The sequence below is a fragment of the Paraburkholderia sp. BR14320 genome (assembly GCF_040948665.1).
GTDB lineage: Bacteria > Pseudomonadota > Gammaproteobacteria > Burkholderiales > Burkholderiaceae > Paraburkholderia > Paraburkholderia youngii.
Genome location: NZ_JBFPKG010000005.1, coordinates 64,269 through 90,755 on the forward strand (window position 1 = coordinate 64,269; position 26,487 = coordinate 90,755).

A 26,487-nucleotide genomic window follows, 5' to 3' on the forward strand; every position below is an offset into this window, starting at 1 on the left:
CGAGCGCACGCAGCGCCGGCCTGCCCCTTGTCTCACTGCCGCTTGAGCAGATCGAGCGCGACGTCGACGATCATGTCTTCCTGACCGCCGACCATGCGGCGCTTGCCCAGTTCGACCAGAATGTCGACGGTCTTCAGGCCGTACTTCTTCGCAGCCACTTCCGAATGACGCAGGAAGCTCGAATACACGCCGGCATAACCGAGCGCGAGCGTTTCGCGATCGACGCGCACCGGGCGGTCCTGCAGCGGACGCACGATGTCGTCGGCGGCGTCCATCAGCGTGTAGAGATCGGTGCCGTGATTCCAGCCCATGCGCTCCGCTGCCGCGATGAACACTTCGAGCGGCGCGTTGCCCGCGCCCGCGCCCATTCCCGCAAGTGAGGCATCGATCCGGTCGCAACCTTCTTCCACTGCGACGATCGAGTTCGCCACGCCCAGCGACAGGTTGTGGTGCGCGTGCATGCCCGTTTTCGTTTCGGGTTTCAGCACGGCCTTCACCGCGCGGAAGCGATCGCGCACGTCATTCATCGTCAGTGCGCCACCCGAGTCGACCACGTAGATCGTGGTCGCGCCGTAGCTTTCCATCTTCTTCGCTTCGACTGCCAGGTTCTCCGGCGTGGTCATGTGGCTCATCATCAGGAAGCCGACGGTGTCCATGCCGAGTTCGCGTGCGTATTCGATGTGCTGCTTCGAGATGTCGGCTTCCGTGCAGTGCGTCGCCACGCGCACCACGCGCGCGCCCGCGTTGTACGCGGCCTTCAGGTCGTGAATCGTGCCGATCCCGGGCAGCAGCAGCGTCGCGATCTTCGCGTGCGAGATCACGTCGGCCACCGCCTCGATCCATTCGAGGTCGCTATGCGCGCCGAAGCCATAGTTGAAGCTCGAACCCTGCAGGCCGTCGCCGTGCGCGACTTCGATCGAATCGACCTTGGCCTTGTCGAGCGCCCGTGCGATGTCCTGCACGTTCTGGATCGAGTACTGGTGACGGATCGCGTGGCTGCCATCGCGCAGCGTCACGTCGGAGATATAGAGTTTCTTGCTCATGTGCGTTGTCCTTTATGCGGCGACGACCGAACTTGCGATGCGCTCCGCGGTGGCGAGCGCCGCCGAGGTCATGATGTCGAGGTTGCCCGCGTAGGCCGGCAGATAGTGCGCAGCGCCTTCCACCTCGAGGAAGACCGAGGTCTTCAGGCCACTGAACCTGCCGAGGCCCGGGATGTTGAGCGGCGCGCTCTCCGGAATCACGTCGAACTGCACCTTCTGCTTCAGGCGATAGCCCGGTACATATGCGTTGACGGCCTTGGCCATTTCCTCGACTGAGGCTTCGATCTTCGCCTGATCGGCGGCTTCCGAGAGCACGTACACGGTGTCGCGCATCATGACCGGCGGTTCTGCCGGGTTCAGCACGATGATCGCCTTGCCCTTAGCGGCACCGCCGACGGCTTCAATCGCCTTCGAGGTCGTTTCCGTGAATTCGTCGATGTTCGCGCGGGTGCCCGGGCCCGCCGACTTGCTGCTAATCGACGCGACGATTTCCGCGTAGTGGACCTTCGCGACGCGCGAGACGGCCGCCACCATCGGGATCGTGGCCTGGCCGCCGCAGGTGACCATGTTCACGTTCAGCGCGGCGAGCTGCGCGTCGAGGTTCACGACCGGCACGCAGTACGGGCCGATCGCGGCGGGCGTGAGGTCGATCACGCGGATGCCGGGCTTGTGCTGGCGCAGGAACGCGTCGTTCCTGATGTGTGCGCCGGCCGATGTCGCGTCGAACACGACGTCGATCTCCTTGAACACGGGCAGGTTCACGAGCCCCTGCACGCCTTCGTGCGTGGTTGCCACGCCGAGGCGCGCGGCCCGCGCGAGACCATCCGAGTTCGGGTCGATGCCGACCATTGCACCCATTTCCAGATGCTTGCCATGCCGCATGATCTTGATCATGAGGTCGGTGCCGATGTTGCCCGAGCCGATGATCGCCGCCTTGAGTTTTGCCGAAGCCATGTCGATTTCCTGATGAATTGAGTGCTCAGTGTGCTAAACGAACGTCGCGCGTACGCTGCCGAGTCCTTCGATATTCGCCGTATAGATGCCCGGCTGCGTCACGGCGACCATCGGACCAAGCGCACCCGTGAGCACCACGTCACCAGCGCGCAAGGGAGTGCCGAGCTGCGCCATGCGATCTGCGAGCCAGATAGCTGCGTTCAACGGATTGCCAAGGCACGCTGCACCACCGCCGCGCGACAGGACTTCGCCGTCGCGTTCGAGCGTCATCGCGGCATTGAACAGGTCGACATCAGCGAGCGGAACAGGGCGACTGCTTAGCACGAACAGCGCGCTCGATGCGTTGTCGGCGACCGTATCGACAAAGCGGATGTCCCAGCCGCGAATGCGGCTGTCCACCACCTCGATCGCGGCCAGCGCATAGTCGGTCGCGTTGATCAGGTCCATATACGTGTGCTTCTCTCGTACGAGATCGTGCTTCAGCACCAAGGCGATCTCGGCTTCGACCTTCGGCTGGATCAGGCTCGCGAGCGGCATCGGCTGGTTGTCGCCGTACGCCATGTTCGCGAACAGCGCGCCGAAGTCCGGCTGATCGACGCCGAGCTGCTTTTGCACGGCGAGCGAAGTCAGGCCGATCTTGCGGCCAACGATGCGCTCGCCGGCGGCGATGCGCGCATCGATGTTGGCCTGTTGCACCGCGTAGGCTGTCGACATGTCGTCGAGCGGAATGCCACCCAGTGCGATCTCGCCGCGCACCGGCTCGATTACCTCACGCGTGCGCTCCGCTTCGCGCAGGCGTGCCGCGATGGCTTGAATGTTCTGCTGGGTCATCCCCTGTTCTCCTTTGATTCAGGCTGACGGCTTCGCGTGCATCGCAGCGAAGCCTGCGATCCACTCGGGAATCGCGCGGTAGAAGTCCTGGTGCGCCTCGTATGCGCCGAACGCCGAAAGCGCACCAAACGCGGCAACCCAGGTGCGGATCTCGTGGGCAGACCTGCCACCGTCGCGCGTGATGGCGCTGTTGCTCAGACCGTCGACCGCGAGCAGGTCATGCTGCAGCATCGACAGGAACGCCTGGTCCCATGCCGGGTTCAGCGCGCGCATGTTCGGCGCGTCGCCGGCCGTGAACGCTTTAGCTGCGGCCACGGTACGTTCCTGACGCAGTTGGCGCGCCTCCGGCGTCGGATTGCGGCCTGCGATCAGACGTTCGGCTACGTCGCTCGCCGCGCCGTTGAGCTCAGGCACCGGCGGTTCGTGCGAGATGCCACCCGAGCCGATGACCAGCACGCGTTGGTCGAGCGTTTGCAAGAAGCGGCCGATCGCCTGACCGAGCAGGCGCGAGCGGCGCAGCGTCGCCAAAGGCGGCGCCACCGAATTGATGAAGACCGGCACAACAGGGTAGCGATCGAGCCCGCCCGTCAGTTCCTCGAGCGCCTGGGCGCAGCCATGGTCCACCTGCATGCGATACGACACGGCGGTGTCGATGTCGGCCGCGAGTACGGCTGCGGTCATGTCCTTTGCCAGTTCGGTCGGCACGTTCAGCGGGCCCGCGAGGCTCTTGTAGTCGCCAATCGCAGCGGCGGCCGCGCCAATGCAGAACGGCGGCATCAGGTCATAGAAAAATCCGTTGTAGTGATCCGGCGCAAACACGACCACCAGTTCCGGATCGTAGGCGCGCACGCGCTCGCGCGCGGCCGCCGTCACCCGTTCGACCTCGGCCACAACCTCGGGCGCAGGATCGAAGTAGCCGTGCAGCGGCGTATGGGACAGACACTCGAGATGAATCGACATTACAGGGCTCCGGCCGTCCAGGCGACGGCAACGTGTTTCAGATGATGGCGGTGCACCGACCGAACGGACCGGCCGTCATGAGTCCGCTCCGCGCGGTCGCGCTCTCGGTGGAATAGGCTCCTCGTCGGCCAGACGGCCGCACCGGCATTCACGGACGGCGCGTCACGCCGGGCTCGGAAGCTGTGACGTATGCCAAGGTCGACCACCGTCGTGGTCCCCGCAAGCAATAGCGTGCTGGTCTCACCCGCCCCTGATGCGCGTAGCCATGGTTGTTGACGACGGTCACCTGCGTGTAGAGCACGGTGCGCCTCGACAGGAAGTATTGCCCCCCAGCACGCCAAACAGCGCATGGCTCGACCGACGCGAAAAAGACGTGGATCCTGTCCGCCATCACGCCGATGCGATGGGCAAGCTGCCGAGCGTAGAATGCCGCTGCAACCTATGCTGCTACCTTGGCAAGATTGCGCAGGCTCTGCGCCGAATCGGCCAGCACCTCGCGCGCGAGTACCACATGTCTTGCGACGAGTTCACGCAGGCTGCGCATGTCCCGCCCCTGGTTCACGGTGATCGCACCGGTCAATGCGCCCCCGGCGTCAAGGCCGAACAGCACGGCGGGCGGCGCATCGAGCGCGCCGCGTACGACCCAATCGGACGCCGCCATCTCACCGACCAACTGGATGTTGAGACCGCACTGGTCGGTCCAGAACCACGGCGCGCCCGGCGCCTCTACGGTGAGACCGAGCATCGCACGCGCGGCGGCGACACCCTGGTTCTGGGCATTTTCCCAGGTCTCGAGGCGCACCACGCGCCCCGTCATCGGATCCTGGCGGCCGGCCACATCGCCAGCGGCAAACACGTCGGGATGCGAAGTACGATACTGCGCGTCCACGGCAATGCCGTTCGCGATGGCCAGCCCGGCCGCTTCAGCCAGCGCCGTGTCCGGAATCGCACCAACGCCGTACAGCACTGTGTCGCCCGTCACGGTCGTGCCGTCCCCAAGCGTCAGGACGATCTCGCCGCCAACGCGCGCCGCAGATTCGATTTGCGCGCCGAAGATCAACTCCACGCCCCGACCGCGATGCACGCCGCAGAGCCAGTCAGCCAACATCGACGGCGCATTGCGACCCATCGCGCGCGGCCCTGCTTCGAGCACCGTGACGCGCGCGCCGAGGTCGACGGCGCTCGACGCAATCTCCAAACCGATCACGCCCGCCCCCACCACGATTACGTGGCGACCCGGCCGCAGGTCGTCGCGCAAACGTCTGGCGTCGTCGAGCGTGCGCAGCGTGTGCACGCCCTCACCCAGCGCGTCGAGCAGCGGCAGGCGGCGCGCACGCGCCCCGGTCGCAATCAACAGTTTGTCGAACGCGACCGATTCGCCCGTCGAGAGAGCCAGCACGTGGCTCGACAAGTCGAGCCCGACAACGGTCACGCCGAGGCGGAGTTCGATCCGCTTCTGTTGGTAGAAGTCGTCGGCGTACATGGCACAGCGCGTCTCTTCCGGACGCAGCAGCACATCCTTGGAGAGCGGCGGCCGCTCGTAGGGCGCATGCGCTTCATCGCCCACCAGTACGATGCGACCATCGAAGCCCTGGTGGCGCAGTTCAGCCGCTGCATTGGCGCCGGCCTGGCCCGCGCCGACGATCACGAAAGTGGATGAGGTCATGACAAGTCTCGATGTAAGGAGCCACGTTCGAGTGGCCCTCGCATTGCGCCATCGCGATCAGAGATTCAGGCCGCCCGCCGTATGGCGGATGCCACGGATGGCGAGGCCCGCGTCGGCATTGAGCAGCACGCCGCTCAGCGTGCGGTTGTTCGCTCGCGAGGCCAGCAACACGAACGGGCCAGTGAAATCCGCTGCTTGCGGAAAGAACTGCAACGGCAGAATGCTCGCAATCGCTTCGGGCGAGCGCGAGTCCATGATCCGCATGTTTTCCTGGCCGAGCGAAGCGGGGCCGCGCAAGTCGCTCGCCATGCCGCACGGACCGACACCGTTGACGCGCACCTTGGGCGCGAGTTCGTAGGCGAGTTCACGAATCAGGCCCACGGCGGCGTGCTTGCTCGCGGTATAGAGCGGGCCGCCGCCGCCCGGATAGAACGCCGAGTTCGACAGCGTGAAGATCATGCTGCCCTCGGACTTGATCAGCTCGGGCGCGGCCGCCTTCGCACCGAGCAGATAGCCCTTCACGTTGACAGGGAACAACTCGTCAAAACCGTTGGCCAACTGCTCGGGCGTGAGACTCATCAGGCTCGCCCCGTGATCCCAGATCGCCGCGTTGCCAATAAAGGTGTCGAGCTTGCCGAAGCGGTTCACCGTCTCGTTCACCGCGCGCGAATTATCCTCGTAGCTGCGCACGTCACCCTGCGTCGCGACCACATCGTCCCCGAAGCGAGCGCGCAGCGCGTCGACCTTTTCGTGCGAGCGCTCGAGCACGCCGACCTTCGCACCCTCCAGCAGGAAGCGCTCGACCAGCGCAAGCCCGAGACCGGAACCGCCGCCCGTGATCAGCGCGACGTCACCCTGCAGCCAGCCGGCCGGCGCCGGCGTCTGGTTCGCATCCATCACGCCTCCGGCACGTCGACGTAGACCTTGCCGTCCACGAGGCTGACCGGAAAGGTCTTGAGTGCCACGGTGGCGGGCTGGCACAGCGCGTCGCCCGTCTTCAGACAGAAGCGCGCAGCGTGGAGCGGACACTCAACCGTGCCGTCGTCCTCGACATAACCTTCGGACATCGAGGCATTACCGTGGCTGCAACGGTCAGCGAGCGCGAACAATTCACCATTGACCTTGAACACCGCGATCGCTTCGACAGGCGCATCCACTTTGATCGCTTCGCCATCGGCCAGCGCATCACCACTGCAAACAAATACTTGGGCCATGGTTTTCAGAAAAGAACACTTAGATTGTGGGAATTCAGCGTCGCCTGATCGAGCACGATCTCGCGGCGACACAGCTGCCAGCCTGCCGCGCTGTCGGCGCGGCGCACGCGGTCAAACCGCGTACCGACGTATAACGTCTCGTCGCGCTCCTTCTGCGAGCGGTACAGCACATAATTCAGGCGCACGTCGAACTCGCCCGGCACCTCCCCCTCTGCGATTCGCACATTGCTGATCACGTGGCGCGTGCGCGAGGGCGGTTCCTCGGCCCAGGCCATGCCGGTCTCGAGGCGCGCAATCCGGCGCTCGAGCTGATGCCAGCTGTCGTCAAATACCCAGGTCGTCGGCGGCTGCACGCTGCGGCGACGGTCGCGCGTCTGCGCGTTGACGGTCGTGCGCATCGTATAGGCGATGTCCTTGCTGACGAGATCGAGCCAATCGCGGAATTGCCAGTCGTCGAGCAGTTCAGCCTCGTAACAGAGGAACTGTTCGATCTCGTGATGCAGCTCGAGCGGAACGGCCCTCAGAAGTTTGGTCGTATCAGTCACGCTTCAGTACCTCCTGCTCATAACGCTGGGTGCGCTCATGGACTTCATCCCAGGTCTCACTCGCCAGCAGATCAGCCCAGCGGCGGTACATAGCGCGTGCCGCGGTTTCGGAAAAGATGTAGTTCGTAATGCCGGGGATACCGTCCTCGCGCACCTTTTCGTTGCCCAGACCCATTTCGACGATCAGCTTCGTCTGCCGCGCGCGCTTGCCGCGCAGCACCTTCTGGATTTCGACCCAGTTCTCGGAATCATCCTGCTCAAGAAAGCCCGCCGGACCGAACGCGCGCGTCGCGCTGCGCTCGAACGCAGCCTTCACCTCTGGCGACGCATCCTTGTCGGCGATGCAGAATGCCCAGACTTCAACCTGGTTCGGGCCGCGCGGATGCCACACGCGCAGCGTGGCCGTGCCATTGAGCCAGGACAGGGTCGGGAACATCGTGTTGTGGCCCGCGAGACGCAGTGCACGAACCTGGCCGAGGCGCTGCTCGGCCTCGGCATAGCTGTCGCGGAAGTACTGCGAGACTTCGCCGTCCACCCAGACGTTGGCATCCGGCTGCTCCGTGAAGAAAAAGCCACTGCCGTGACCTGCCTGGCCATACTGCAGCGCGTCCTTCGCCGTTTCCCAGACGGGGCGCGCAGTCTGGCCCGCGCCGAGTTGCTTTGCCTCACCGTCGGGCTTGGCGCCCAGTACCTGCACCGCCGACGCATGCGAGAACAGCGCGTGGTACTGATCGCTCGCGAACTGCTCCGCCGGGAACTTCCAGTTGCAGTCGATCACCCATTTCTGCACGCCGCCGATGATCTCCGTGCCGCCCTCGCGGCGATCGAGCACGCCGTCGAGATACCAGGCAATGTCGCCCATGTAGTCATGCAGATCCGGCGCCGTGGCGTCCCAGTTGCCAAAAATGAGGCCCTTGTACTCAGCCACGCGCGTGACTTCCTGAAGGCCAAGCTTCTCCTTGCACAGGCCGTGAGGATAGGCACGTTCTTCGAGCGGCACGTCGACGAGCGCGCCATCAGTGCCATACGACCAGCCGTGGTACGGACACGTGAACGCACGGGTATTGCCCGAATCGGCATACGACACGCGCATCGAGCGATGACGGCACTGGTTCAGGAAGGCCTTGACAGAGCCGTCTTTCTGGCGAACGACGACGATCGGGTCCTCGCCCATGTAGGTGTTGAAGAAATCGCCGGCCTTCGGGATCTGGCTCACATGGGCCAGAAACAGCCAGGTGCGGCCAAAGATGCGCTCAAGCTCGAGTTCGTAGAGTTCGGGATCGGTATAGATCGACGATGCGACGCGGCCAGTACGCGCATCGACAAGCGCATCAAAGTCAATGCTCTTAGACATGATTTGTCTCCTCCGGACAAGCGTCCGGCTCGAATTTGGAACCGAAGTGCGCAGATTTTGCGACGGCCGCCATAAAAACTGAAATACTTTGTTTGTTGCAATTGATAGGTTTTAACGATAAAAAGGCGGAATGGAACTTCGACATCTCCGCTATTTCATCGCCGTGGCCGATGAGCTGAGCTTCACGCGTGCGGCCGAGCGTCTGGGCACCGCCCAGCCTTCACTGAGCCAGCAAATCCGCGATCTCGAGGAGGAAATCGGCACGCCGCTGTTCACGCGCACGCGCCGCAAGGTAGAACTGACCGAGGCCGGACGCGCTTTCCGCAGCGACGCGCAGCTCGTGATCGAACAGGCCGCTCGCGCCGTCGCTCATGCGCGCCGCATCGGCGAGCGAAGTCGCACGACGATTACCATCGGTTTCGTGCCGGCGGCCGAGGTACAGATTTTCCCGGCCATCCTGCCGCGCCTGCGCATGGAGTATCCGGAAATCAACGTCGAGTTACGTAGCCTGCTAACCTACGAGCAGGAGAGCCTGCTGACGGTGGGCGGGATAGATGTGGCCTTCATGCGCGGACCGATCGACGCGGCGGTGTTCGAAAGCGAGGTCGTGCTGGAGGAACCGATGATGGTGATCCTTCCCGCGAGCCATCGGCTTGCGCAATGCGAGGAAATCGCCCCCGAGCAGCTGGACGGGGAGACCTTCGTTGCTACGGATCCGCTCGCCGCGGGGCAGGTGCACAAGGTGGTAGAGGCGTATTTCGAGGCTTACGGCATCCGCCCGCGCACGGCGCAGATCGCGAACAACATTCTGCTCAATCTCAATCTCATCAGCATGGGGCTCGGCCTCGGCCTACTGCCCGCCTACACCGCCTCGCTGATCAATCGTTCATCGTGCGCGCGACCGCTCGCGGGCGAGGCGCCCGTGATCCCGCTCTACATGGTCTGGCGGCGCGGCGAGCACACTCCCGAACTCGAAGCATTGCTCACGATCGCGCGCGAGCAGTTACTAACTCGTGCACAAATGGGCGAACGCAAATCGGCACGATAACCTGAGCTCAAAAGTGACAAGCGCCAATGAAGGTCGGCGAGCGCTTCGGTGGCTGTTGTGGGCCTCGCGCATTCGCCCGCCGCTAGATCGATTCCTGCAGCACGACCCTTCCTGAGGATATGTTCCGTGCGCACTTGCGTCGCAAAGACTGACCGCACGGGTGTACAACCTGGTTGCGCATCTTTGAAGGGCAATTGCGGCAAGGACGCGACAACTGCTGACCTGCAGGATCTGTTGGTGCATGCCGTCAAGGGCATCGCGCAGTACAACAGGCTTGCGCGCCTGACGGGGCACGCGGATCGCGAGTCAGACCGGTTCATTCTCTACGCCATGTTCACGACGCTGACCAACGTGAACTCCAACGCCAGTCGCTTCGTCGTACTGCTGCGCGAGGCGGGCTTGACGCGATTGCCTCGGCGCGAGAGCAGATAAAAGTCCACGTGCACAACCGGATTTGCTCGGCGCCCTTCCCGCGCTAATTCCGGCCTGCACGTCGATGGTTATCCATGTGCGGAGTAGGGATGGCCTCGCAGATCGACATCCAAACCCCGCCAGGCCATCATTAGGGGACAAAACTCTGGAGCCACAGAATGAGGGCATCGAATAGCGGCATCCACCCAAATACGCGGGCCGTAAGCGGAAGTCTCGCCCACAAGCTATTGGACAGCGGCATTCAATTGATTCTTTAAGCTGGCGCTGACTTTATTGGCTTTGTTAGATACATGTCATTGACGTAATGTATGACAGGCAATTAACCATAAATCCATCCGCGCTGACATGCCGACCGCTTTCGCACAGACCGTCGAGGCCCACTTTGCCGAACTCACTCGAACGCCTCAGCGCATTGCCAGTTACATGCTGGCTCATCTCGAGCGACTAGGCCTGGAGCCGGCTGATCAGATCGCGCAGCAAACGGCCACCCTGCGCAGCGTCGGCTATCGCAACCTCGACGACCTCAAGCGCGAACTGCGTGGCGCGCAGGGGCGCCCGTGGATGATTACCGACCGGCTCGACGAATACCTGCGCGTGTTCGGGCAGTTCGCCAACACTCCGCACCACGGCGAAAACGTCCAAACCGGCGCCATGACCCGCTCGCTGCAACTCGAAATCGACGCGATCCAGCATGTGTACCAGTTGGCGCAATCGCCCATGTTCGCCCGCATCGCGGAGCGCATCTCCCAAGTGGACGCCGTATATATCGTCGGCATCCAGTCCACCCGCGGCACCAGCAACGCGTTCGACGGCTACCTCGAATACATCCGTCCGCGCGTCTTGTACTCCGACGGCATGTCCGTCTCATACGTCGATTCGCTGAACTCGGAATTCGCCGCACCGATCCTCGTCATTACCGACAGGCGCGCCTACCCGGTGATCGCGCGCCGCTACTGTGAAGCCGCGGCGCATCGTGGCGGGCAGTTTCACTGGCCACCGACATCTATTGCCCGTAGGCTCGCGAATTCGCTTGCGACCTGTTGCAGATCAAAACCGATGTCGGCCAGTTCTGGGACTCGCTGGCGCCGCTCAGCTGTCTGTTCAACCTGCTGATGATTACCGCGATCGTTGCTCAACTGGGGGCCGCGATCGACGAACGCGTCGCAGCTAGCTGCAAGGCGGATTCAACCAGTTCGATCTCTAAACCTCTCACATCCGGAATCTGAACGCGCCCGCCATGACACAACCGCGACTCATCGAAATCACCGCCGCCACGCATGGCGTGGACATCGACCTCGTCTATGCCACCGAGCGCAACTTGACAGGCAAGCCGATCTACAAGGAAGCTCACTGCCTGCTGCTCGAACCCGCGGAAGCCGCTTTGCGCGAGGCAGTAGAGATTGCCCGCAACGCCGGCTTGACCGTGCGGATTTTCGATGCGTACCGTCCGCCCCAGGCGCAACAGGTGCTGTGGGATTTTCTGCCCGACCCGACCTACATCGCTGAGCTTGGCCGTGGTTCGAACCATAGCCGCGGCACGGCGATCGATCTGACGCTTCTCGACGCTGACGGCAACGAACTCGACATGGGCACAGGCTTCGACGCGATGACGATCGAGTCCGAACACTTCCATACTGGCCTGCCCGCGCATGTGCAGCGCAACCGCGTGTTACTGCTCGGCATCATGCACGCAGCCGGCTTCATCCACATCAAGAGCGAATGGTGGCATTACGAGTTGCCTGGCTCCCGCGCGCTGCCGTTGATCGACAACAGCGAAAGCGGTCCGTTGCGTCTCATGTAATGGCGTTCGATTTCTCCATCCGTTGTTCCCTGACAGGCTCTACCCATTCCTTATGGAGCGGCAATGAAACTGGTATTGCGCAATGCACTGACGGCGGCGGTGATCTCCTCCGCCTTGACCTTGTCGTTCACAGCCGCCGTCCCCGCTGCGGCGGCGACGCCGAAAGACATGTTCGTTATGGCCACGCTCCTCGACGAATTCACCACGCTCGATCCGGGCGAAATCTACGAACTGGTGCCGGAAGAATATGTGGCGAATACGTATGACCGGCTAGTGCGCGTCGATCTGAAAGACCCGTCGAAATTCAACGGCGATGTCGCACAATCATGGACCGTGAGCCCCGACGGCCTGACCTTCACGTTCAAGATCCGTCCAGGTCTCAGGTTCCACTCGGGCAACGCGTTGAGCGCCGACGACGTCGCGTGGTCGATCCAGCGCACCGTCCTCCTCGATAAAGGCGCGGCGGCCGTACTGCAAGGCATCGGTTTGACCAAAGACAACGTGCTGGCCAACGTGAAGAAGGTCGACGACACAACCGTCAGTGTGACGACCGACCAGAAATACGCGCCGACGTTTGTGCTGAACGTACTCGGTTCGTGGCCTGCGTCGGTGGTGGACAAGCAGTTGCTGCTCACGCACCAGAAAGGCAATGACTTCGGCAACGAATGGCTGCGCACGAACGAGGCCGGCTCTGGCGCCTACAAGCTCGTCAAATGGACTGCCAACGACAGCATCGTCCTGCAGCGCTTCGACGGTTATCGCGTACCGCTCGCGATGAAGCGGATCGTGTTGCGTCACGTGCCGGAAGCGTCGAGCCAGCGCCTGCTGCTCGAGAACGGTGACGTCGATGTGGCGCGCAACCTCAGTCCTGATGATCTCGTCGCGCTGACGAAGTCCGGCAAGGCGCATGTGAGCGCGGTGCCGCAAGCGACGCTTCTATACCTCGGCCTGAACGTCAAGAATCCGAATCTGGTCAAACCGGAAGTCCAGCAAGCGATGAAGTGGCTGATCGACTACAACGGGATTCAGAGCAACGTCGCCAAAACCACCTACAAGGTGCACGAAACCTTCCTCCCCGAAGGTTTCCTCGGCGCGCTGAATACCGACCCCTACCAGCAGAACGTCGCCAAGGCCAAGGAACTGCTGGCAAAGGCCGGGCTTCCGAACGGCTTTTCCGTGACGATGGACGTGCGTAACGGCTACCCGTACAGCGAAATCGCCGAGGCAGTGCAGGCCAATCTTGCGCAAGGCGGCATCAAGGTACAGATCATCCCCGGCGACAACAAGCAGACGCTAGCCAAGTACCGCTCGCGCTCGCATGACATTTATATCGGCGAATGGTCGGCCGATTACATCGACCCGCACAGCAATGCCCAGGGATTCACCTGGAATCCCGACAATTCCGAGAAGTCGGCCTATAAGATGCTCGCGTGGCGCAACTCATGGGACATCCCTGGCCTGACGAAGGAAACCAACGCGGCGCTCGCCGAATCGTCGACGGCGAAGCGCGCCGAGCTGTACCAGACCATGCAGAAGCAGGTGCTCGCGAGCTCCCCCTTCGTGATCATGTTCCAGCAGGTCTCGCAGGTGGCCGCACGACCGGGCGTAACGGGTCTCGAGGTGGGTCCGATCAACGACCTCGTGTCGTATCGTGATCTGAAGAAGCAGTAACGTTTGCGGTGGAGGCGAGACTGTCCGGGCTTCGCCTTCGACCGAGGAACTTACCATGTCCACTCGCCTCACGACTTTCGAGCGCATGCGCGCGCTTTCGGTTGAAAGCGCCAGCGTGCGCTGGACCTTGCGCCTCGTGCGCTGGATCGTCACGCTCGTCATCACCTTCGCCGGGTTGCTGGCGGTCACGTTCGTGATCGGCCGCAAAATACCGATCGATCCGGTGCTGGCGATTCTCGGCGATCGCGCGTCAGCCGCAGCCTACGCGGCGGCGCGTCTTCAACTCGGGCTCGACGCGCCGCTCGCAGTGCAGTTCCTGATCTACGTGCGCGATGTGCTGCATGGCAATTTCGGTATGTCGCTGCTGACCGCGCATCCTGTGATCGAAGACATCCGGCGGGTGTTTCCTGCAACGCTCGAACTCGCGACCCTGTCGACCATCATCGGCGTGCTGATCGGCGTGCCGCTGGGCGTGATCGCCGCCGTGCGCCATAACCGCTGGATTGATCACGTCGCGCGCTTCGTCGGCCTCGTCGGCAGTTCCGTGCCGGTGTTCTGGCTCGGGTTGATGGGCCTGCTGCTGTTCTACGCGAAGCTGCATTGGGTGGCGGGGCCGGGACGCGTCGATCCGGTATTCGACGGCATGGTCGATACGCGCACAGGCAGCCTGCTGATCGACTCGCTCATCGCCGGCGAATGGGATGTGTTCTTCAATGCGTTCTCGCATATCGCGCTGCCCGCGGCCATTCTCGGCTACTACTCGGTCGCCTATCTGAGCCGCATGACACGTTCGTTCATGCTCGATCAACTCAGCCAGGAGTACATCACCACGGCGCGCGCGAAAGGCCTGCCCGAGCGCCGGGTGGTCTGGCGCCACGCGTTCGGTAATATCGCCGTGCCGCTTCTGACCGTGATCGCGCTCACGTACAGCTATCTGCTCGAAGGCTCGGTGCTGACCGAAATCGTCTTCGCCTGGCCCGGTATCGGTTCGTACCTGACGGGCGCCCTCCTGAACGCCGATATGAACGCCGTGCTCGGCAGCACGCTCGTGATCGGCGTCACGTTTATCGCGCTCAACCTGTTGACCGACGCGCTCTATCGCGTGTTCGATCCACGCGCCCGCTGACATTGCGGAGGTCTCTTTCGTGCGTCCCCCTACCGATGAATCGATGCAAACGCAGGACTGGCCGATGAATGCCGCGCCCCGACGATGGAAAGACTGGCTGCTGAGCGACACGCCCGCGTCACGCAAGCAGGCCGCGCTTGGCCTCGCTTACCGGCGCTGGCGACGCTTCTCGGGTAATCCGCTGTCGGTCTTCGGCCTCGTGATTCTGACCTTGCTGATCATCATTGCAGCAATCGGGCCGCTAATGTCACCGCACGATCCGCTGCAGCAAGTCCTCTCCGACCGCCTGCTGCCGCCGGGTGCGCCATCGCACTGGTTCGGCACCGACCAGCTTGGCCGGGACATCCTCTCGCGTCTGATCTACGGCTCACGCCTCACGCTCTCGATCGCGATTCTCGTCGTGGTGATCGTGGTTCCGGTGGGGCTTTTGATCGGCACCACTGCCGGCTTCTTCGGCGGCTGGGTGGACAACGCGCTGATGCGGATCACCGACGTAGCACTCGCCTTTCCGAAGATCGTACTCGCGCTGGCTTTCGCGGCCGCCTTGGGGCCCGGTGTGATCAACGCGGTGATCGCCATTTCGATTACCGCGTGGCCGGCCTATGCCCGCCTCGCGCGGGCGGAAACGCTTCGGCTCGTGCAGGCCGATTTCATTCACATCGCGCGCTTGCAGGGCGCCTCGCGCAAGCGCATTCTCCTGCTCTACATCATGCCGCTGTGCTCGTCGTCGGTGATCGTGCGCGCGACCCTCGATATGGCCGGCATCATTCTCACTGTCGCGGGCCTCGGGTTCCTCGGCCTCGGCGCACAACCGCCCAGCCCCGAGTGGGGTTTCATGGTCGCGTCGGGCCGCAACGTGCTGCTCGATTCGTGGTGGGTGGCCACTATTCCCGGCTTCGCCATTCTGCTGGTGAGTCTTGCCTTCAACCTGCTCGGCGACGGTCTGCGAGACGTCTTCGACCCGCGCCATGGAGGCTGACATGCCAATCGATATGGCCCAGCCTTTGTGTGAAATCGACGACCTGCGAATCGGCTTTCGCGGTCATGGCGGCGAATTGAGCGAAGCGGTGCGCGGCCTTTCGCTGACGCTGCGGCGCGGCGAGCGGCTTGGCATCGTCGGCGAATCCGGTTCCGGCAAGTCGCTGACCGGGCGCGCGCTGCTCGGCCTGCTTCCGCCTGAGGCGCAATGTCATGCGAAGGCGATGAAGTTCGACGGTCAGGATCTGCTTGCCATGCCGGCGCGCAAGCGCCGGCAACTGTGCGGCCAGCAGATGGGCATGATCCTGCAAGATCCGAAATACTCACTGAACCCGGTGATGACCGTCGCGCAGCAAATGCGCGAAGCGTTCGAACTGCACGGGTCGAAGTTCGGCCGCCGCGAGATATGCGAGAAAATCATCGAGGCACTGGCAGCGGTGCATATCCGCGATCCGGAGCGTGTCGCCGACTCCTACCCGCACGAGTTGTCGGGTGGCATGGGGCAGCGCGTGATGATCGCCATGATGGTGTCGTCCGGGCCGCGTCTGCTGATCGCCGATGAACCCACCAGCGCGCTCGACGTGCTCGTATCGATGCAGGTCCTCGGGATTCTCGACGAGATGATCGCAAAGCATGACACTGGCCTCATTTTTATCAGCCACGACCTGCCCCTCGTCATGTCATTCTGCGACCGCGTCGTCGTGATGTTCGCGGGACGCGTCGTGGAAACCTGCGCGGCGCGCGATCTCGTCCACGCGCAGCATCCCTACACGCGTGCCCTGCTCGCGGCGAACCCACCGCTTGTCGATCCGCCCGAGCAACTGCCCGTGCTGAAGCGGGACGCGGCATGGCTCACGCAACCGGCAGGAGAATCAGCATGATCGATGTCGACGCTTTGACGGTGCGCTTCAAAACCAGGACCGGCCGCTTCGACGCGGTGCGCGCGGCGAGCTTTCATGTCGGAGAAGGTGAGGTGTTCGGACTGGTCGGCGAATCGGGTTCCGGCAAGTCGACGATCCTGCGCGCGTTGACCGGTCTCGCGCCCGTTGCCGGCGGTCATATGAAAATCGGCTCGCACGTGCTCGGAGAAAAACTCGACCGCTCCTTCCGACGCGACGTGCAGATGGTGTTTCAGGACCCGTACGGCTCGCTGCATCCGCGCTTCACAATCGATCAGAGCTTGCGCGAGCCGCTGACCATCAACGGCATCGGCGGGCAGGAAGAACGCATTGTCGATGCGCTGCGCGAAGTTGGCTTGGGTCCGTCTTATCGTTTCCGCTATCCGCATCAGCTGTCCGGAGGGCAGCGGCAGCGCGTCGCAATTGCTCGGGCGCTGATCGTCGAACCGCGCGTGCTGCTGCTCGATGAGCCGACGTCCGCGCTCGATGTGTCCGTGCAAGCCGAAATCCTCAACCTGCTGAGACGGCTTCATCGCGAACGCAATTTGACGATGATGCTGGTGAGCCACAATCTGGCGGTGGTGGGCTTTCTCTGCTCGCGCGTCGCGGTCATGCGCCATGGTGAGATTGTCGAGCAACGCGATATCGCATCCATTCGAGCGCAGCAGATCGAGCACGAATACACGCGCAGCCTGCTGCTCGCGACCACGGGCTACCGGCGCAAGTCGGTCGCGGTAGACGGAGCGGACGCGCTGTCCGTTCAGTGCGCGCAGCCGCTGGTCGAGATCACGCATGAACGAGATGCCACACCGTGCCGCTCCAAGCTGATACGGTAGCGACGGCGGTCGGCGTGCACCGACAATGTTTAGCTCCGCACCAGCGGCGCGGCGTGGCACGGCACGGCAAGCCGTATCGGCAGAAACTGGCCCGGCTCAAATGCCGGCAGCCGGTCCCCGCCCTCGCGCTCCAGCAGAAACGAGCGGATATGAACGGTCTCCTGCTCAATGGCTCCACGCAAGCGAATCCACGTCTCGGATTCAGGAACCAGTTCGCGTGCAAATTGCGCCGACGTCCAGCAAAACGGCAGGCCCCCCTCACTGCCCCGCAGCTCGCCAACATGAAAGGGGCCGTCCCAGACGACCTCCGCCTCGGCGGCGACGTAGAGCAGGTCGCCGTGCTAGAAGTCTGCGAATACCAGGCCCGCGCGCGGGTCGACCAGCAGATTGCCAATCGTGTTGAGAAGCTTGTTGCCCGCGAAAGTCGCGCGTGGTCAGCGTGACATCGTCGTCGACGCGCAGGAATCCGGGGAGGGCACCTCGGTGCCAGACGCCCACGCCGCGCGCGACGTCCGCGTCATCCGAGACATTAGCCGGGGCGATGAAGAACGTATCGGTGCGCCCGAAGAGCGCACGGCCTTCATCGGATAGTCGCGTGGCACGCCCTGGCACGACATGCACTGTTCGTTGCCAGAGCCCGATCGTGACAAACACGGCAACGGCCTGCCGCGCCGCAACACTCGCGGGCGGAGGCATTGGGGTGCTACCGGATTTCTCGACGTCGAACGATATCGCGGCGGGGACGCTGGTCCGTCTCCTGCCCTCGTGGTAACGCCAGATGCAGGTATCAGAGGTGTCTTCCCGCCCACCAGCCGTGTGCCAGCGAAGCCGTTAGCGCTGGTCGATGCACTGCGGCAGCGTGCGTAGCGTGGCAACGGCAGCCGCACGGCCGGCTTGCCTGCCCTCGCGCGCGATGGTCGGGACGCCGATCACGGATATGTGACTCTGGTCAGGCGCTGCCGAAAGGTGATGGTCGTGTGCTTCCCCTTGCCCTACCAGACGGGAAACACGACGTCCGGCTGCGGCGTAAATTGAATGCCCGAGTCAGGGCAGCTTACGCGTCCCTTGACTGCAACCCGCTGGTTCAGGTACGGCAGCAGCAGTGAGGGCGCTGCCTCGCCTCCGTCGGCAAGAGGGATGTCCGAGAGCACCTTGTCGTTGCAGGGGGAAGTGGAAGGTCGATCCAGCACTATCGTCGGATAGTCACCCAGCGCGTACTTCCCGCCCCCACGCTCCACTGTCCCGGTGATCCAGATGTCATGTTGCAGGGGCAACGTCGGCAGGGGGCTGGCCGACATGACGTTCTCTGACCATAACCCAGCGATCATGGCTGCTGGGACAAGGACACACAATCGTCTTTTCATGGCGCAAACCTCTTGACGTCCGAGTAACGCTCGCCTGCACGTCACTGCTTTCCTTCCACTTCCCTGATGCGGCTATTGAAACGATGCGAACGCAAATGAAGTTCCATCACGATCTCTTTGAAACTGCCTCCCTCTGCTCAGGTTTTACGCCGCCATCAGGCGGCCTGCGGGAAATCCGGCGGCGGGCGGTCGAATGGGCGCCGCTCGACCAGGTGAACTGCGTAGTCCTTCGCCTGCGCTTCGGCATCCTCACGCGCGGCCCAGCGTCTTAGACGCTGCGGCATGTGCCAGTCCACGCAGACCTCGCCGTCACGCGCGATCTGCACGAACGCAGCATAGCCGCCCGCCGAAGTTGCGTCCGCCTCTGGCCTGCCGTTGCCGTCATGCACAAGGACCGTTCTGATACCAATCTCGTATCCGTTGCACTGCTCGATTTTTATCGTCTTCATCGGATCACCATGTCATCGCCTGGCTAAACGTCGCGCACGCCAGTGGCGCCAACGGCTAAGCGAGCGTGGCGCCCCTGTCCAATTCGCCGCTGTGGTGAAAGGCATCGGCGCCGCATGCTTTGTCAATCACTTTGCGCTAGCGCCTGCGTATGTGCGAGATCCACCGTCGGATCGTGGTTCGCATCGCGGTGACCTGTGCATCGAGCAAGCGACCAGCGCGTTCCCGAAGCGATCGTAGAACGTCGAGAACGGAGGCAGTCGTGCGGTTCAGATGCTCGAACAGATTGGAGTACGGGCGAGGGTGAAGGTCGCTCATTGTCTTCTCCTTATAGGCAGCAAGGAAGAGAACGGGCTTGCGCGCTCCAGTTCGCCTGCCATGCTGCGGGGCAAACAAATCGAAACACGCAGTGTGCAATTAGTGGATGATTCAGCACACTGCCTGAGCTGGATATAAACTAGTTTAACTAACTAAAAAATTCAAGTTCTTCAATGCTGCCGAGGCCTTGGTACTGCCGAGCTAAGGCGTCAGCCGCACAGCCGCCCAAAGATAGATCGCAACGCGCGCCACACGGGAAATCGTCAGACTTTTGAGCATCTGAATCCGCGTGACCAGACACTGGCACACCCCGTGGTTAGGGGTTCCGCTTGCGAGCGTGCCGTGTCACTGGATTGGCGGCGCCGTACCGAGCTTTTCGGCGAGCATCCTCTCATACACGCCAAAGTGCAAATCCACTTCGGACTGTTCCACCGTCGTGACGATCAGGTTGATGTGGTCCGATGGGAGGCCAAGCACGCCAGCGATAAACGTCTCGAGTTGTGGCCCACATGCCTTGTCCTTTGCCACTGTTGTGCCAATCGTGACTTCGTAAATCTTCTCCTGGCGGCAGACAACTTCTACGAGGCGCGCGCGGGCGCTCATGTTGCTGTCGACCGCAATGCGTACGACCTCCACTGCCTTGCGCATGGCTTCCGTCGGGAAGCCCTTCGTCGAGCGCAGCCGCACGCGGTGCGGGCCCAGCGTCAACCAGTCTGTATCGAATTCCATGACCTCCTCCTGTGGTCAAACGGCCTCGTCCGCGATAATAGGGCCGGCCTCAAAAAATTCAAGCGTGCCCCTGCACTCTTCCCTTGAAAAATCTGCCGCAGAGCCTATCTTAGGTTTCGCTCAGGCAGACGTGCGGTGCTCACGGGATCGTACGCTGCGTGTTTCGATTTATTTGCCAGACGCTGGCAGGCGAACCGGAGCGCGTAGGCTGGTTCACCTCGATGCGTCACCTGAGGAGAACTACATCATGAGCGATCTTTACTCTGGCACTGACCTCTTCAGCGAGTTCGACCGGCTGCAGCGGCAGATGGCAAACTTCTTCGGTACTTTCCCCTCCAGTCTTCGGGCAAGCCGCCTCGGCTCGCTCCCGCCCGTCAACATTGGCGCCACCGACGACTCGATTCACATCGTCGCGTTTGCACCCGGCGTCAATGCGGCCGAACTCGACATATCGATCGATAAAGGGCTGCTGACCATCAGCGGTGAGCGCAAGCCAGCGCGACCGGATACCGGCGAGGATGCCCGGGTCTATGCGCAGGAGCGCTTCACTGGCGCGTTCCGGCGGGTCATCGAGCTGCCGGAGAACGCAGATCCCGACAAGGTTGAGGCGCGCTACGAGAATGGCTGCCTGTCGATCGCTATCGGCAAGCGCGAATCGTCGAAGCCTTGCGCGATCACCGTCCAGTAATTCCAGGAGGCGAAAATGAGCGATACCACTGAACTGAGCAAGCGCGAACCGTCCGCGGTGACGCGCAACGAAAGCGGGTCGTCCGCGCGGCGGATGACGATCACTCCCGCTGTCGATATCTACGAGGACACCCAGGGCGTCACGTTGTGGGCGGACCTGCCGGGAGTCACCAAAGAGAAGCTCGATGTGCGGGTTCATGACGGCAACCTCACCATTGAGGCCGAGGCGGTCGTGCCGACACCGGCAAATCTGCGGCTGCAGCATGCCGAGATCCGTGAGCCACGCTTTGCGCGAACCTTCACGCTCTCCCCGGACTTCGATACGTCCAAGATCGAGGCAAGCCTGAAGGACGGCGTACTGAAGCTCACGATCCCGCGCCGCGACGAAGCGCGTCCGCGGCGGATCGAAGTGCGTACGGGCTGAAGTCGGCGCGTCGGCGGCAACGCCAGGAAGCACCCGAGGTGGCGGCGGCCTGGCTGCCACCCTCCGACAGCGCAGGCCCGGGTCCTGATCGCGCCGTGACGCAAGAACGCAATCCTGTTCGCTCTGACAGATCACAGAGGAGGAAACGATGAACAGCGATCCGAAGAAGTGGAACCCCTTCAAGTTCCTTCGCGGGACTGTGCGAAAGACCGATGCGGACAACCCGGAGAGCACGCCCGCCGGCGAACCGTGGCGTAGCGCATGGCCCGACATTCCGCGACTGTTCTCCCGCGAGCCGTGGCGCGCAGTGGAAGAGTTCTTTCACGACCCGTTTGCTGGCCGCGGCGCGGTGGAACGATGGTTCGGCGACTTCAGTTCATCGCGCTTCCAGCCGCGCATCGACGTTGTCGACGAGGGACCGGTGCTGCGCGTCACCGCAGAACTGCCGGGGATGGAACGCGAAGACGTGAGGGCAAGCGTCGAGGACGGCGCGATCGTGCTGCGCGGTGAGAAAAAGCAGGACGTGCACAGTGAGGAAAACGGCTGCTATCGGCTGGAGCGTGCTCATGGACGCTTCGTACGCACGATCCCGATGCCGGAATACGCCGATCCCGGTCGCGCGCTTGCGAAATTCGACAATGGCGTGCTCACGTTGACCGTGCCGAAAACGGAGCCGGCCCCGTCCACGAGTCGCACGATCGATATCGGTTAGGGCGAGCGTCCCAAGCGCTATAACGGCGAAAAAGAGAGGATTGGGTCGTTAGCTCAGCTGGTAGAGCAGCGGACTTTTAATCCGTTGGTCACTGGTTCGAATCCAGTACGACCCACATTGCCATGAAGAAAATGCACCGGTCAGCCTCGCTGACCGGTGCGGAGCGGAACAGAAGCGGTTAATACTCCAGTTCCGGCGCGCTCGCCTGCGCCGGCTTTTCGTCCTTCGGCGCTTCAGCCACCGTTGCATCCGTCGTCAGGATCAGTCCGGCAATCGACGCGGCGTTCTGCAGCGCCGTGCGCGCAACCTTCGTGGGGTCGACCACTCCCGCCTCGACGAGATCGCCGAACTCGCCAGTGGCCGCGTTGTAGCCGAAGTTGCCCTTGCCTTCCAGCACCTTGGCAATGACCACGGAAGGCTCATCGCCAGCGTTCGAGGCGATGACGCGCATTGGCGCTTCGAGTGCGCGCAGCACGATTTGAATGCCCGCGTCCTGATCAATGTTAAGGCCTTTGAGGCTCGTCACGGCCGAACGCGCGCGCAAAAGCGCCACGCCACCTCCCGGCACGATGCCTTCTTCCACTGCCGCGCGGGTCGCGTGCAGCGCGTCGTCGACGCGGTCTTTCTTTTCCTTCATCTCAACCTCGGTCGCCGCCCCGACCTTGATCACGGCCACGCCGCCTGCGAGCTTTGCCACGCGCTCCTGCAGTTTCTCCCGATCGTAGTCACTAGTCGCTTCCTCGATCTGCGCACGGATCGACTTCACGCGTGCCTCGATGCGCTTTTCGTCGCCTGCGCCGTCGATGATGATCGTGTCGCCCTTGCGAACTTCCACGCGCTTGGCGCGCCCCAGGTCCTCGAGTGTTGCGTTCTGAAGTTGCTTGCCCGTCTCTTCGGAGATTACGGTCGCGCCGGTGAGCACGGCGATGTCCTCGAGCATGGCCTTGCGGCGATCGCCGAAGCCGGGGGCCTTGACGGCCGCAACTTTCAGGATGCCGCGCATTGCGTTGACCACCAGCGTGGCCAGTGCTTCACCGTCGATATCTTCCGCGACAATCAGCAGCGGTTTGCCGGCCTTCGAAGTCGCTTCGAGAACCGGCAGCAGGTCCCGGATACTCGAGATCTTCTTGTCGTGCAGCAGGATCAATGCGTCGTCGAGATACGCGGCCTGTTTTTCCGGATCGTTGATGAAGTAGGGGCTCACGTAGCCGCGGTCGAACTGCATGCCTTCGACCACATCCAGTTCATTGTCGAGCGACTTGCCGTCTTCGACGGTGATCACGCCTTCCTTGCCGACTTTTTCCATCGCGTCCGCGATGATCTTGCCGATCGCCTCGTCGGAATTCGCCGAGATCGAACCTACCTGCGCGATCTCCCTGTTGGTGGAAATCGGCTTCGACAGGTTGCGCAGTTCGTCGAGCACTGCGGCCACAGCCTTGTCGATGCCGCGCTTGAGATCCATCGGGTTCATGCCAGCGGCGACGTGCTTCATGCCTTCCTGCACGATGGCCTGCGCCAGCACGGTGGCGGTGGTAGTGCCGTCGCCCGCCACGTCAGCGGTCTTCGAGGCGACCTGTTTGACCACCTGCGCTCCCATGTTCTCGAAGCGGTCCTTCAGTTCAATTTCCTTTGCGACCGACACACCGTCTTTCGTGATGGTCGGCGCGCCGAAGCTGCGCTCGATCAGCACGTTGCGTCCTTTGGGTCCGAGCGTGACCTTGACCGCATCGGCGAGGACATTCACGCCCTTGACGATACGGGCGCGAGCACTGTCGTGAAATTTGACGTCTTTTGCACTCATGTTCTTGCTCCTGGTAAAGTCGTTGACTAAACGCGTCGCGAACAGCCGGTCGGGTGTCCGCGACCGGAACGCGGTTTCAGGCGGCCTTTCGGGCGGCGCCCGCGTCGGCCTCGAGGACTCCCATGACGTCTTCCTCGCGCATCACGAGCAACTCCTCGCCGTCGACCTTGACGGTCTGGCCTGCGTATTTGCCGAACAGCACGTGATCACCGACTTTCAGCTGGAGCGCGCGCAGCGTTCCATCCTGCAGCAGCCGGCCGCTACCGACTGCGACGACTTCGCCTTGTTCTGGTTTTTCTGCCGCTGAATCGGGAATCACGATGCCCGAAGCCGTCGTCCGCTGCGTTTCGATTCGCTTGACGATAACCCGGTCGTAGAGGGGACGAATCTGCATTTCCATCTCCTGAGCGATTAAAGGATCACCAATAAGGGAATCCGGCTGCGGGGATCCGGGCGCGTAATTCGCCGCGGTGCAGCCGAGCCAATGTCTGGCGGAAAGCGAAATAGAGGCGCCAATGCCGCGCTTCAAGGGGCGTGAAAATGTCTATTTGTAACAGAATATTTCAACGCGGCAGCAGCAGGCGCTGCACCTTGCCGAGGCGATAAACCGTGCGGCCGCGCCGATCCCGGCGGGGGGGTTCAGGCAGCACCGGACAGGGCGGCTGGCGTCCACCATCCGCATCGAGGGTGTCGTCGGGTTCGTTGAGCGTGCCCCATAGGCCGCCCTTGACCGGCCGGAAGAGCCAGCGCAGGTAGCCGCTGTGCGCGGCAAGACGCATCAGCGCGTCGCGGTCTGTATCGTCGCTGACAAGCTGCGGGTCGCGGGCCCCGTGCTCGGGATAGTTTCCGAACGCCTGACGGCAAGCGAGCGCCTCGGCCTGGCTGGCACCGATCACGTTGCAGCCTCGCCGCTCGACGCGCTCGACGTCCCACGCGCCGGATTGCCAGCCGGCATCCAGCAGCATGGCGTCCACGGTCTCAAAGCTGTGCCACGGTGCGTCGAAGCGAAAGGCCGACCCCGGAACCGGTCGTCGCGGGATCTCGATGCCGGGCAGGACAAGCGGCGTCGCTCGCCGGAATCCGTGCCAGTGGAGTATCGCAAAAAGCGGGGTATTCACCTGAGCCACCGCCGTGACGGTGACGGCAAAGAGCGGCAGACGCACGGTGTCGATCTGCTCCTGAAGCCTGTCGAAAAGTTCCATGAAGCCTCCCGGATGACATGTTGCAGGGCCTCTTGAAATTTGCGTTCCTTGCGCTATTTTATCCATCGCTCAGGCAGTCGCGACCAAGCGTTGCGTGTTTCGATCTGTTTGTCGGTGGGGCATCCCACGGGCAGGCGAACTGGAGCGCGTGGTCAGGTTCGCGCTTCGTGAGATGCTGCATATCCCGAATCATCTGTGTCGCCTGAGGTACAACACTCTGCCGGAGGTGTGATATGCAAGCGGAGAACATCATGGAGTATCACGGCTGTGAGATCAGGCCGGTGGTTACCGCCACCGAGAAGGGTCGCTACGCAGCGACGGCCGTCATCACCGATCGGGCAGGCGAGATACGCACGCTCGGCGTTGATGGAGACTTCTCCAACGTGGAGGAGGCGCGCGATGAAGCGCTGGAGCTTGCGGTCGCCTGGATCCATGGACGCTCGGTCGTTTCGGAACGGTATGTCCGACGGACCTAAAGAGCACCGACCCGATGCCTGCCGCCGAGAAGCGAAGCGGGTACCGTGCGGCACGCCCGCACCGCCCGCCTCGCCTCTTGCAGTTTCGCCCTGGTCCGGTTGGGCCAACGTCGCCGCCCAAGGAAAAAGAACGATGGAGACTACAGTCATCGATCCAGCCGAAGACGCGTTCTACGACCACATACGGCTGCTGCTTTTCAGTGCCGACCTACCGGTTCATAGGCTGGAGGCCGACATAGAAGATATCGGGCGCTTCACCGCGCCGGATGTGCGCTCGCCGCATCTGCGGCTGGTACAGGCCTTGCCGCCGCTTACACCTGCTGCTGAAGCAATCGTGCGCGCGATGATCCGCACATACGGCATGGAGTTGTTCGGGCGCGGCAGCGCGAATTCGGCTCTGCGCGCCGTAATCAAGGCTGGACCAGTCAAGTTCGGACGAACTGCCTTGATGCTGGGACCAGACGCTCCCGTGCCGAAACGTGCCCGTCTGCTTGTCGAAGAATTTAACCGGATATTCGAGCGCTATCCCGAGAGCGGTTTCAGCGAGGCCCGATCCCTTCTCTCGGCGATCGGGCTGCCAGTCGGCCGCGATGTGCATTCGCTGGTGCCTCGCTCGCTCCAGCGCGACTAGCACAGGTGTCGTAGTGTCGAATTCCCCTCGTTGGGAACCTTCATCGCGTCCTCCCAAAACTCTCGGCCATCCCGAACTGTATGCGCATCACGCGATAAAGACGCTTGGCATTAATGGAGTGGCGCACTGGCTCGCCCGCTCGCTGCGCATTGTGCCCCACACGCGTCGGTAGCCCCAGCTCGGCAAGTCAGCGATTGCGCGCCTGATTTTTCCACCAGTTCGGCGTCATCGGTTTGTCGAGCCGTGCGTCCGTTCCGCCAATGAGTGGGTCGAGCAAGTGTTACCGCCACATTGAACGCGCCACACCGAGAACGTCGCAAACCTGTTTCACTGGTATT

At 62.7% G+C, this 26,487-nt stretch carries 26 protein-coding genes, 1 tRNA gene and 6 pseudogenes; 16 read left to right on the top strand and 17 right to left on the bottom strand.

Annotated features, from left to right (window positions below; translation table 11 throughout):
• Positions 1–32: 32 nt before the first annotated feature.
• The 9 genes from dmpG to hcaE all read right to left on the bottom strand — a co-directional run bounded on the left by dmpG (position 33) and on the right by hcaE (position 8,567).
• Entirely contained in the window at positions 33–1,043 is a 1,011-nt protein-coding gene (gene dmpG / locus AB3X89_RS07190) for a 4-hydroxy-2-oxovalerate aldolase (RefSeq protein WP_368582544.1), read from the bottom strand.
• 12 nt (positions 1,044–1,055) lie between these two features.
• The gene (locus AB3X89_RS07195) at positions 1,056–1,997 is read right to left on the bottom strand and encodes an acetaldehyde dehydrogenase (acetylating) (protein WP_368582545.1); all 942 of its coding nucleotides are present in this window, start codon (positions 1,995–1,997) and stop codon (positions 1,056–1,058) included.
• 33 nt (positions 1,998–2,030) lie between these two features.
• On the bottom strand, positions 2,031–2,828 hold the full coding sequence (gene mhpD / locus AB3X89_RS07200; protein WP_368582546.1) for a 2-keto-4-pentenoate hydratase: 798 nt from the start codon (positions 2,826–2,828) through the stop codon (positions 2,031–2,033).
• A gap of 18 nt (positions 2,829–2,846) precedes the next feature.
• Complete coding sequence (locus AB3X89_RS07205; protein WP_368582547.1) at positions 2,847–3,788, bottom strand: 3-carboxyethylcatechol 2,3-dioxygenase; 942 nt, start codon at positions 3,786–3,788, stop codon at positions 2,847–2,849.
• Between the two features lie 439 nt (positions 3,789–4,227).
• Entirely contained in the window at positions 4,228–5,454 is a 1,227-nt protein-coding gene (gene hcaD / locus AB3X89_RS07210) for a 3-phenylpropionate/cinnamic acid dioxygenase ferredoxin--NAD(+) reductase subunit (RefSeq protein WP_368582548.1), read from the bottom strand.
• Between the two features lie 57 nt (positions 5,455–5,511).
• Positions 5,512–6,351, bottom strand: a complete 840-nt coding sequence (hcaB, locus tag AB3X89_RS07215; RefSeq protein ID WP_368582549.1) for a 3-phenylpropionate-dihydrodiol/cinnamic acid-dihydrodiol dehydrogenase — start codon at positions 6,349–6,351, stop codon at positions 5,512–5,514.
• Positions 6,351–6,668 carry a 3-phenylpropionate/cinnamic acid dioxygenase ferredoxin subunit gene (hcaC, locus tag AB3X89_RS07220; RefSeq protein WP_368582550.1) on the bottom strand — a complete coding sequence of 106 codons (318 nt, stop codon included), beginning with the start codon at positions 6,666–6,668 and terminating at the stop codon, positions 6,351–6,353. Before hcaC ends, hcaB begins: the two co-directional genes overlap by 1 nt.
• A 5-nt stretch (positions 6,669–6,673) precedes the next feature.
• Complete coding sequence (hcaF, locus tag AB3X89_RS07225; RefSeq protein WP_368582688.1) at positions 6,674–7,192, bottom strand: 3-phenylpropionate/cinnamic acid dioxygenase subunit beta; 519 nt, start codon at positions 7,190–7,192, stop codon at positions 6,674–6,676.
• A 13-nt stretch (positions 7,193–7,205) separates the two neighbouring features.
• Positions 7,206–8,567: a 3-phenylpropionate/cinnamic acid dioxygenase subunit alpha gene (gene hcaE / locus AB3X89_RS07230; protein WP_368582551.1), complete on the bottom strand. Its 1,362-nt coding sequence runs from the start codon at positions 8,565–8,567 to the stop codon at positions 7,206–7,208.
• 130 nt (positions 8,568–8,697) lie between these two features.
• Between hcaE and AB3X89_RS07235 the strand changes: the two genes are divergently transcribed.
• The 9 genes and pseudogenes from AB3X89_RS07235 to AB3X89_RS07275 all read left to right on the top strand — a co-directional run.
• Complete coding sequence (locus tag AB3X89_RS07235; RefSeq protein WP_368582552.1) at positions 8,698–9,615, top strand: LysR substrate-binding domain-containing protein; 918 nt, start codon at positions 8,698–8,700, stop codon at positions 9,613–9,615.
• Between the two features lie 126 nt (positions 9,616–9,741).
• A pseudogene (locus AB3X89_RS07240) lies at positions 9,742–10,023 on the top strand (hydroxylamine reductase); the annotation flags it as partial.
• Positions 10,024–10,392: 369 nt separating this feature from the next.
• A pseudogene (locus AB3X89_RS07245) lies at positions 10,393–11,273 on the top strand (MurR/RpiR family transcriptional regulator).
• 11 nt (positions 11,274–11,284) lie between these two features.
• Positions 11,285–11,848, top strand: a complete 564-nt coding sequence (ddpX, locus tag AB3X89_RS07250) for a D-alanyl-D-alanine dipeptidase (protein WP_018432803.1) — start codon at positions 11,285–11,287, stop codon at positions 11,846–11,848.
• A 63-nt stretch (positions 11,849–11,911) separates the two neighbouring features.
• Complete coding sequence (locus tag AB3X89_RS07255) at positions 11,912–13,519, top strand: ABC transporter substrate-binding protein (protein ID WP_368582553.1); 1,608 nt, start codon at positions 11,912–11,914, stop codon at positions 13,517–13,519.
• Between the two features lie 55 nt (positions 13,520–13,574).
• Positions 13,575–14,645 carry an ABC transporter permease gene (locus tag AB3X89_RS07260; RefSeq protein WP_368582554.1) on the top strand — a complete coding sequence of 357 codons (1,071 nt, stop codon included), beginning with the start codon at positions 13,575–13,577 and terminating at the stop codon, positions 14,643–14,645.
• 64 nt (positions 14,646–14,709) lie between these two features.
• On the top strand, positions 14,710–15,624 hold the full coding sequence (nikC, locus tag AB3X89_RS07265) for a nickel transporter permease (RefSeq protein ID WP_368582689.1): 915 nt from the start codon (positions 14,710–14,712) through the stop codon (positions 15,622–15,624).
• Position 15,625: 1 nt separating this feature from the next.
• Positions 15,626–16,504 carry an ABC transporter ATP-binding protein gene (locus tag AB3X89_RS07270; RefSeq protein ID WP_368582555.1) on the top strand — a complete coding sequence of 293 codons (879 nt, stop codon included), beginning with the start codon at positions 15,626–15,628 and terminating at the stop codon, positions 16,502–16,504.
• Positions 16,501–17,253, top strand: a pseudogene (locus tag AB3X89_RS07275) (ABC transporter ATP-binding protein); the annotation flags it as partial. The gene AB3X89_RS07270 and the pseudogene AB3X89_RS07275, both read left to right, overlap by 4 nt.
• Positions 17,254–17,387: 134 nt before the next feature.
• Here AB3X89_RS07275 and AB3X89_RS07280 read toward each other — a convergent pair.
• Positions 17,388–17,934, bottom strand: a pseudogene (locus tag AB3X89_RS07280) (pyridoxamine 5'-phosphate oxidase family protein); the annotation flags it as partial.
• Positions 17,935–17,977: 43 nt separating this feature from the next.
• Between AB3X89_RS07280 and AB3X89_RS07285 the strand changes: the two are divergent.
• Positions 17,978–18,225: pseudogene (locus AB3X89_RS07285) on the top strand (LysR substrate-binding domain-containing protein); the annotation flags it as partial.
• A gap of 125 nt (positions 18,226–18,350) precedes the next feature.
• Here AB3X89_RS07285 and AB3X89_RS07290 read toward each other — a convergent pair.
• The 3 genes from AB3X89_RS07290 to AB3X89_RS07300 form a co-directional block, all read right to left on the bottom strand.
• Positions 18,351–18,686, bottom strand: a complete 336-nt coding sequence (locus tag AB3X89_RS07290) for a hypothetical protein (protein ID WP_368582690.1) — start codon at positions 18,684–18,686, stop codon at positions 18,351–18,353.
• 191 nt (positions 18,687–18,877) lie between these two features.
• Positions 18,878–19,171 (bottom strand): hypothetical protein, encoded by a 294-nt coding sequence (locus AB3X89_RS07295; protein ID WP_368582556.1) that lies wholly within the window; start codon positions 19,169–19,171, stop codon positions 18,878–18,880.
• A 661-nt stretch (positions 19,172–19,832) separates the two neighbouring features.
• Complete coding sequence (locus AB3X89_RS07300; RefSeq protein WP_368582557.1) at positions 19,833–20,216, bottom strand: hypothetical protein; 384 nt, start codon at positions 20,214–20,216, stop codon at positions 19,833–19,835.
• Positions 20,217–20,463: 247 nt separating this feature from the next.
• Between AB3X89_RS07300 and AB3X89_RS07305 the strand changes: the two genes are divergently transcribed.
• The 4 genes from AB3X89_RS07305 to AB3X89_RS07320 all read left to right on the top strand — a co-directional run bounded on the left by AB3X89_RS07305 (position 20,464) and on the right by AB3X89_RS07320 (position 22,154).
• On the top strand, positions 20,464–20,904 hold the full coding sequence (locus AB3X89_RS07305; protein WP_368582558.1) for an Hsp20/alpha crystallin family protein: 441 nt from the start codon (positions 20,464–20,466) through the stop codon (positions 20,902–20,904).
• Positions 20,905–20,919: 15 nt separating this feature from the next.
• Positions 20,920–21,327, top strand: a complete 408-nt coding sequence (locus tag AB3X89_RS07310; RefSeq protein WP_368582559.1) for an Hsp20/alpha crystallin family protein — start codon at positions 20,920–20,922, stop codon at positions 21,325–21,327.
• 148 nt (positions 21,328–21,475) lie between these two features.
• Positions 21,476–22,039, top strand: coding sequence for an Hsp20/alpha crystallin family protein (locus tag AB3X89_RS07315; protein WP_368582560.1), 564 nt, complete (start codon positions 21,476–21,478; stop codon positions 22,037–22,039).
• 42 nt (positions 22,040–22,081) lie between these two features.
• Positions 22,082–22,154, top strand: a tRNA-Lys gene (locus AB3X89_RS07320).
• Between the two features lie 63 nt (positions 22,155–22,217).
• Here AB3X89_RS07320 and groL read toward each other — a convergent pair.
• From groL to AB3X89_RS07335, 3 genes are all read right to left on the bottom strand, one after another.
• A complete protein-coding gene (gene groL, locus AB3X89_RS07325; protein WP_368582561.1) occupies positions 22,218–23,840 on the bottom strand; it encodes a chaperonin GroEL in 1,623 nt (540 codons plus the stop codon).
• 76 nt (positions 23,841–23,916) lie between these two features.
• On the bottom strand, positions 23,917–24,234 hold the full coding sequence (locus tag AB3X89_RS07330; protein WP_026228167.1) for a co-chaperone GroES: 318 nt from the start codon (positions 24,232–24,234) through the stop codon (positions 23,917–23,919).
• A 169-nt stretch (positions 24,235–24,403) separates the two neighbouring features.
• The gene (locus AB3X89_RS07335; RefSeq protein WP_368582562.1) at positions 24,404–25,042 is read right to left on the bottom strand and encodes a diguanylate cyclase; all 639 of its coding nucleotides are present in this window, start codon (positions 25,040–25,042) and stop codon (positions 24,404–24,406) included.
• Positions 25,043–25,275: 233 nt separating this feature from the next.
• Between AB3X89_RS07335 and AB3X89_RS07340 the strand changes: the two genes are divergently transcribed.
• Both AB3X89_RS07340 and AB3X89_RS07345 read left to right on the top strand, forming a co-directional pair.
• The gene (locus tag AB3X89_RS07340) at positions 25,276–25,518 is read left to right on the top strand and encodes a hypothetical protein (protein ID WP_368582563.1); all 243 of its coding nucleotides are present in this window, start codon (positions 25,276–25,278) and stop codon (positions 25,516–25,518) included.
• A 133-nt stretch (positions 25,519–25,651) separates the two neighbouring features.
• Entirely contained in the window at positions 25,652–26,149 is a 498-nt protein-coding gene (locus AB3X89_RS07345; RefSeq protein ID WP_368582564.1) for a hypothetical protein, read from the top strand.
• Between the two features lie 82 nt (positions 26,150–26,231).
• On the opposite strand, the pseudogene AB3X89_RS07350 reads toward AB3X89_RS07345, so the two are convergent.
• Positions 26,232–26,483 (bottom strand): annotated as a pseudogene (locus AB3X89_RS07350) (IS3 family transposase); the annotation flags it as partial.
• Positions 26,484–26,487: the final 4 nt, after the last annotated feature.

Bases quoted from the DNA above. Each gene is read 5' to 3' on its own strand.
- dmpG (WP_368582544.1), bottom strand. From the start codon at position 1,043: ATGAGCAAGAAACTCTATATCTCCGACGTGACGCTGCGCGATGGCAGC.
- AB3X89_RS07195 (WP_368582545.1), bottom strand. From the start codon at position 1,997: ATGGCTTCGGCAAAACTCAAGGCGGCGATCATCGGCTCGGGCAACATC.
- mhpD (WP_368582546.1), bottom strand. From the start codon at position 2,828: ATGACCCAGCAGAACATTCAAGCCATCGCGGCACGCCTGCGCGAAGCG.
- AB3X89_RS07205 (WP_368582547.1), bottom strand. From the start codon at position 3,788: ATGTCGATTCATCTCGAGTGTCTGTCCCATACGCCGCTGCACGGCTAC.
- hcaD (WP_368582548.1), bottom strand. From the start codon at position 5,454: ATGACCTCATCCACTTTCGTGATCGTCGGCGCGGGCCAGGCCGGCGCC.
- hcaB (WP_368582549.1), bottom strand. From the start codon at position 6,351: ATGGATGCGAACCAGACGCCGGCGCCGGCCGGCTGGCTGCAGGGTGAC.
- hcaC (WP_368582550.1), bottom strand. From the start codon at position 6,668: ATGGCCCAAGTATTTGTTTGCAGTGGTGATGCGCTGGCCGATGGCGAA.
- hcaE (WP_368582551.1), bottom strand. From the start codon at position 8,567: ATGTCTAAGAGCATTGACTTTGATGCGCTTGTCGATGCGCGTACTGGC.
- AB3X89_RS07235 (WP_368582552.1), top strand. From the start codon at position 8,698: ATGGAACTTCGACATCTCCGCTATTTCATCGCCGTGGCCGATGAGCTG.
- ddpX (WP_018432803.1), top strand. From the start codon at position 11,285: ATGACACAACCGCGACTCATCGAAATCACCGCCGCCACGCATGGCGTG.
- AB3X89_RS07255 (WP_368582553.1), top strand. From the start codon at position 11,912: ATGAAACTGGTATTGCGCAATGCACTGACGGCGGCGGTGATCTCCTCC.
- AB3X89_RS07260 (WP_368582554.1), top strand. From the start codon at position 13,575: ATGTCCACTCGCCTCACGACTTTCGAGCGCATGCGCGCGCTTTCGGTT.
- nikC (WP_368582689.1), top strand. From the start codon at position 14,710: ATGAATGCCGCGCCCCGACGATGGAAAGACTGGCTGCTGAGCGACACG.
- AB3X89_RS07270 (WP_368582555.1), top strand. From the start codon at position 15,626: ATGCCAATCGATATGGCCCAGCCTTTGTGTGAAATCGACGACCTGCGA.
- AB3X89_RS07290 (WP_368582690.1), bottom strand. From the start codon at position 18,686: ATGATCGCTGGGTTATGGTCAGAGAACGTCATGTCGGCCAGCCCCCTG.
- AB3X89_RS07295 (WP_368582556.1), bottom strand. From the start codon at position 19,171: ATGAAGACGATAAAAATCGAGCAGTGCAACGGATACGAGATTGGTATC.
- AB3X89_RS07300 (WP_368582557.1), bottom strand. From the start codon at position 20,216: ATGGAATTCGATACAGACTGGTTGACGCTGGGCCCGCACCGCGTGCGG.
- AB3X89_RS07305 (WP_368582558.1), top strand. From the start codon at position 20,464: ATGAGCGATCTTTACTCTGGCACTGACCTCTTCAGCGAGTTCGACCGG.
- AB3X89_RS07310 (WP_368582559.1), top strand. From the start codon at position 20,920: ATGAGCGATACCACTGAACTGAGCAAGCGCGAACCGTCCGCGGTGACG.
- AB3X89_RS07315 (WP_368582560.1), top strand. From the start codon at position 21,476: ATGAACAGCGATCCGAAGAAGTGGAACCCCTTCAAGTTCCTTCGCGGG.
- groL (WP_368582561.1), bottom strand. From the start codon at position 23,840: ATGAGTGCAAAAGACGTCAAATTTCACGACAGTGCTCGCGCCCGTATC.
- AB3X89_RS07330 (WP_026228167.1), bottom strand. From the start codon at position 24,234: ATGCAGATTCGTCCCCTCTACGACCGGGTTATCGTCAAGCGAATCGAA.
- AB3X89_RS07335 (WP_368582562.1), bottom strand. From the start codon at position 25,042: ATGGAACTTTTCGACAGGCTTCAGGAGCAGATCGACACCGTGCGTCTG.
- AB3X89_RS07340 (WP_368582563.1), top strand. From the start codon at position 25,276: ATGCAAGCGGAGAACATCATGGAGTATCACGGCTGTGAGATCAGGCCG.
- AB3X89_RS07345 (WP_368582564.1), top strand. From the start codon at position 25,652: ATGGAGACTACAGTCATCGATCCAGCCGAAGACGCGTTCTACGACCAC.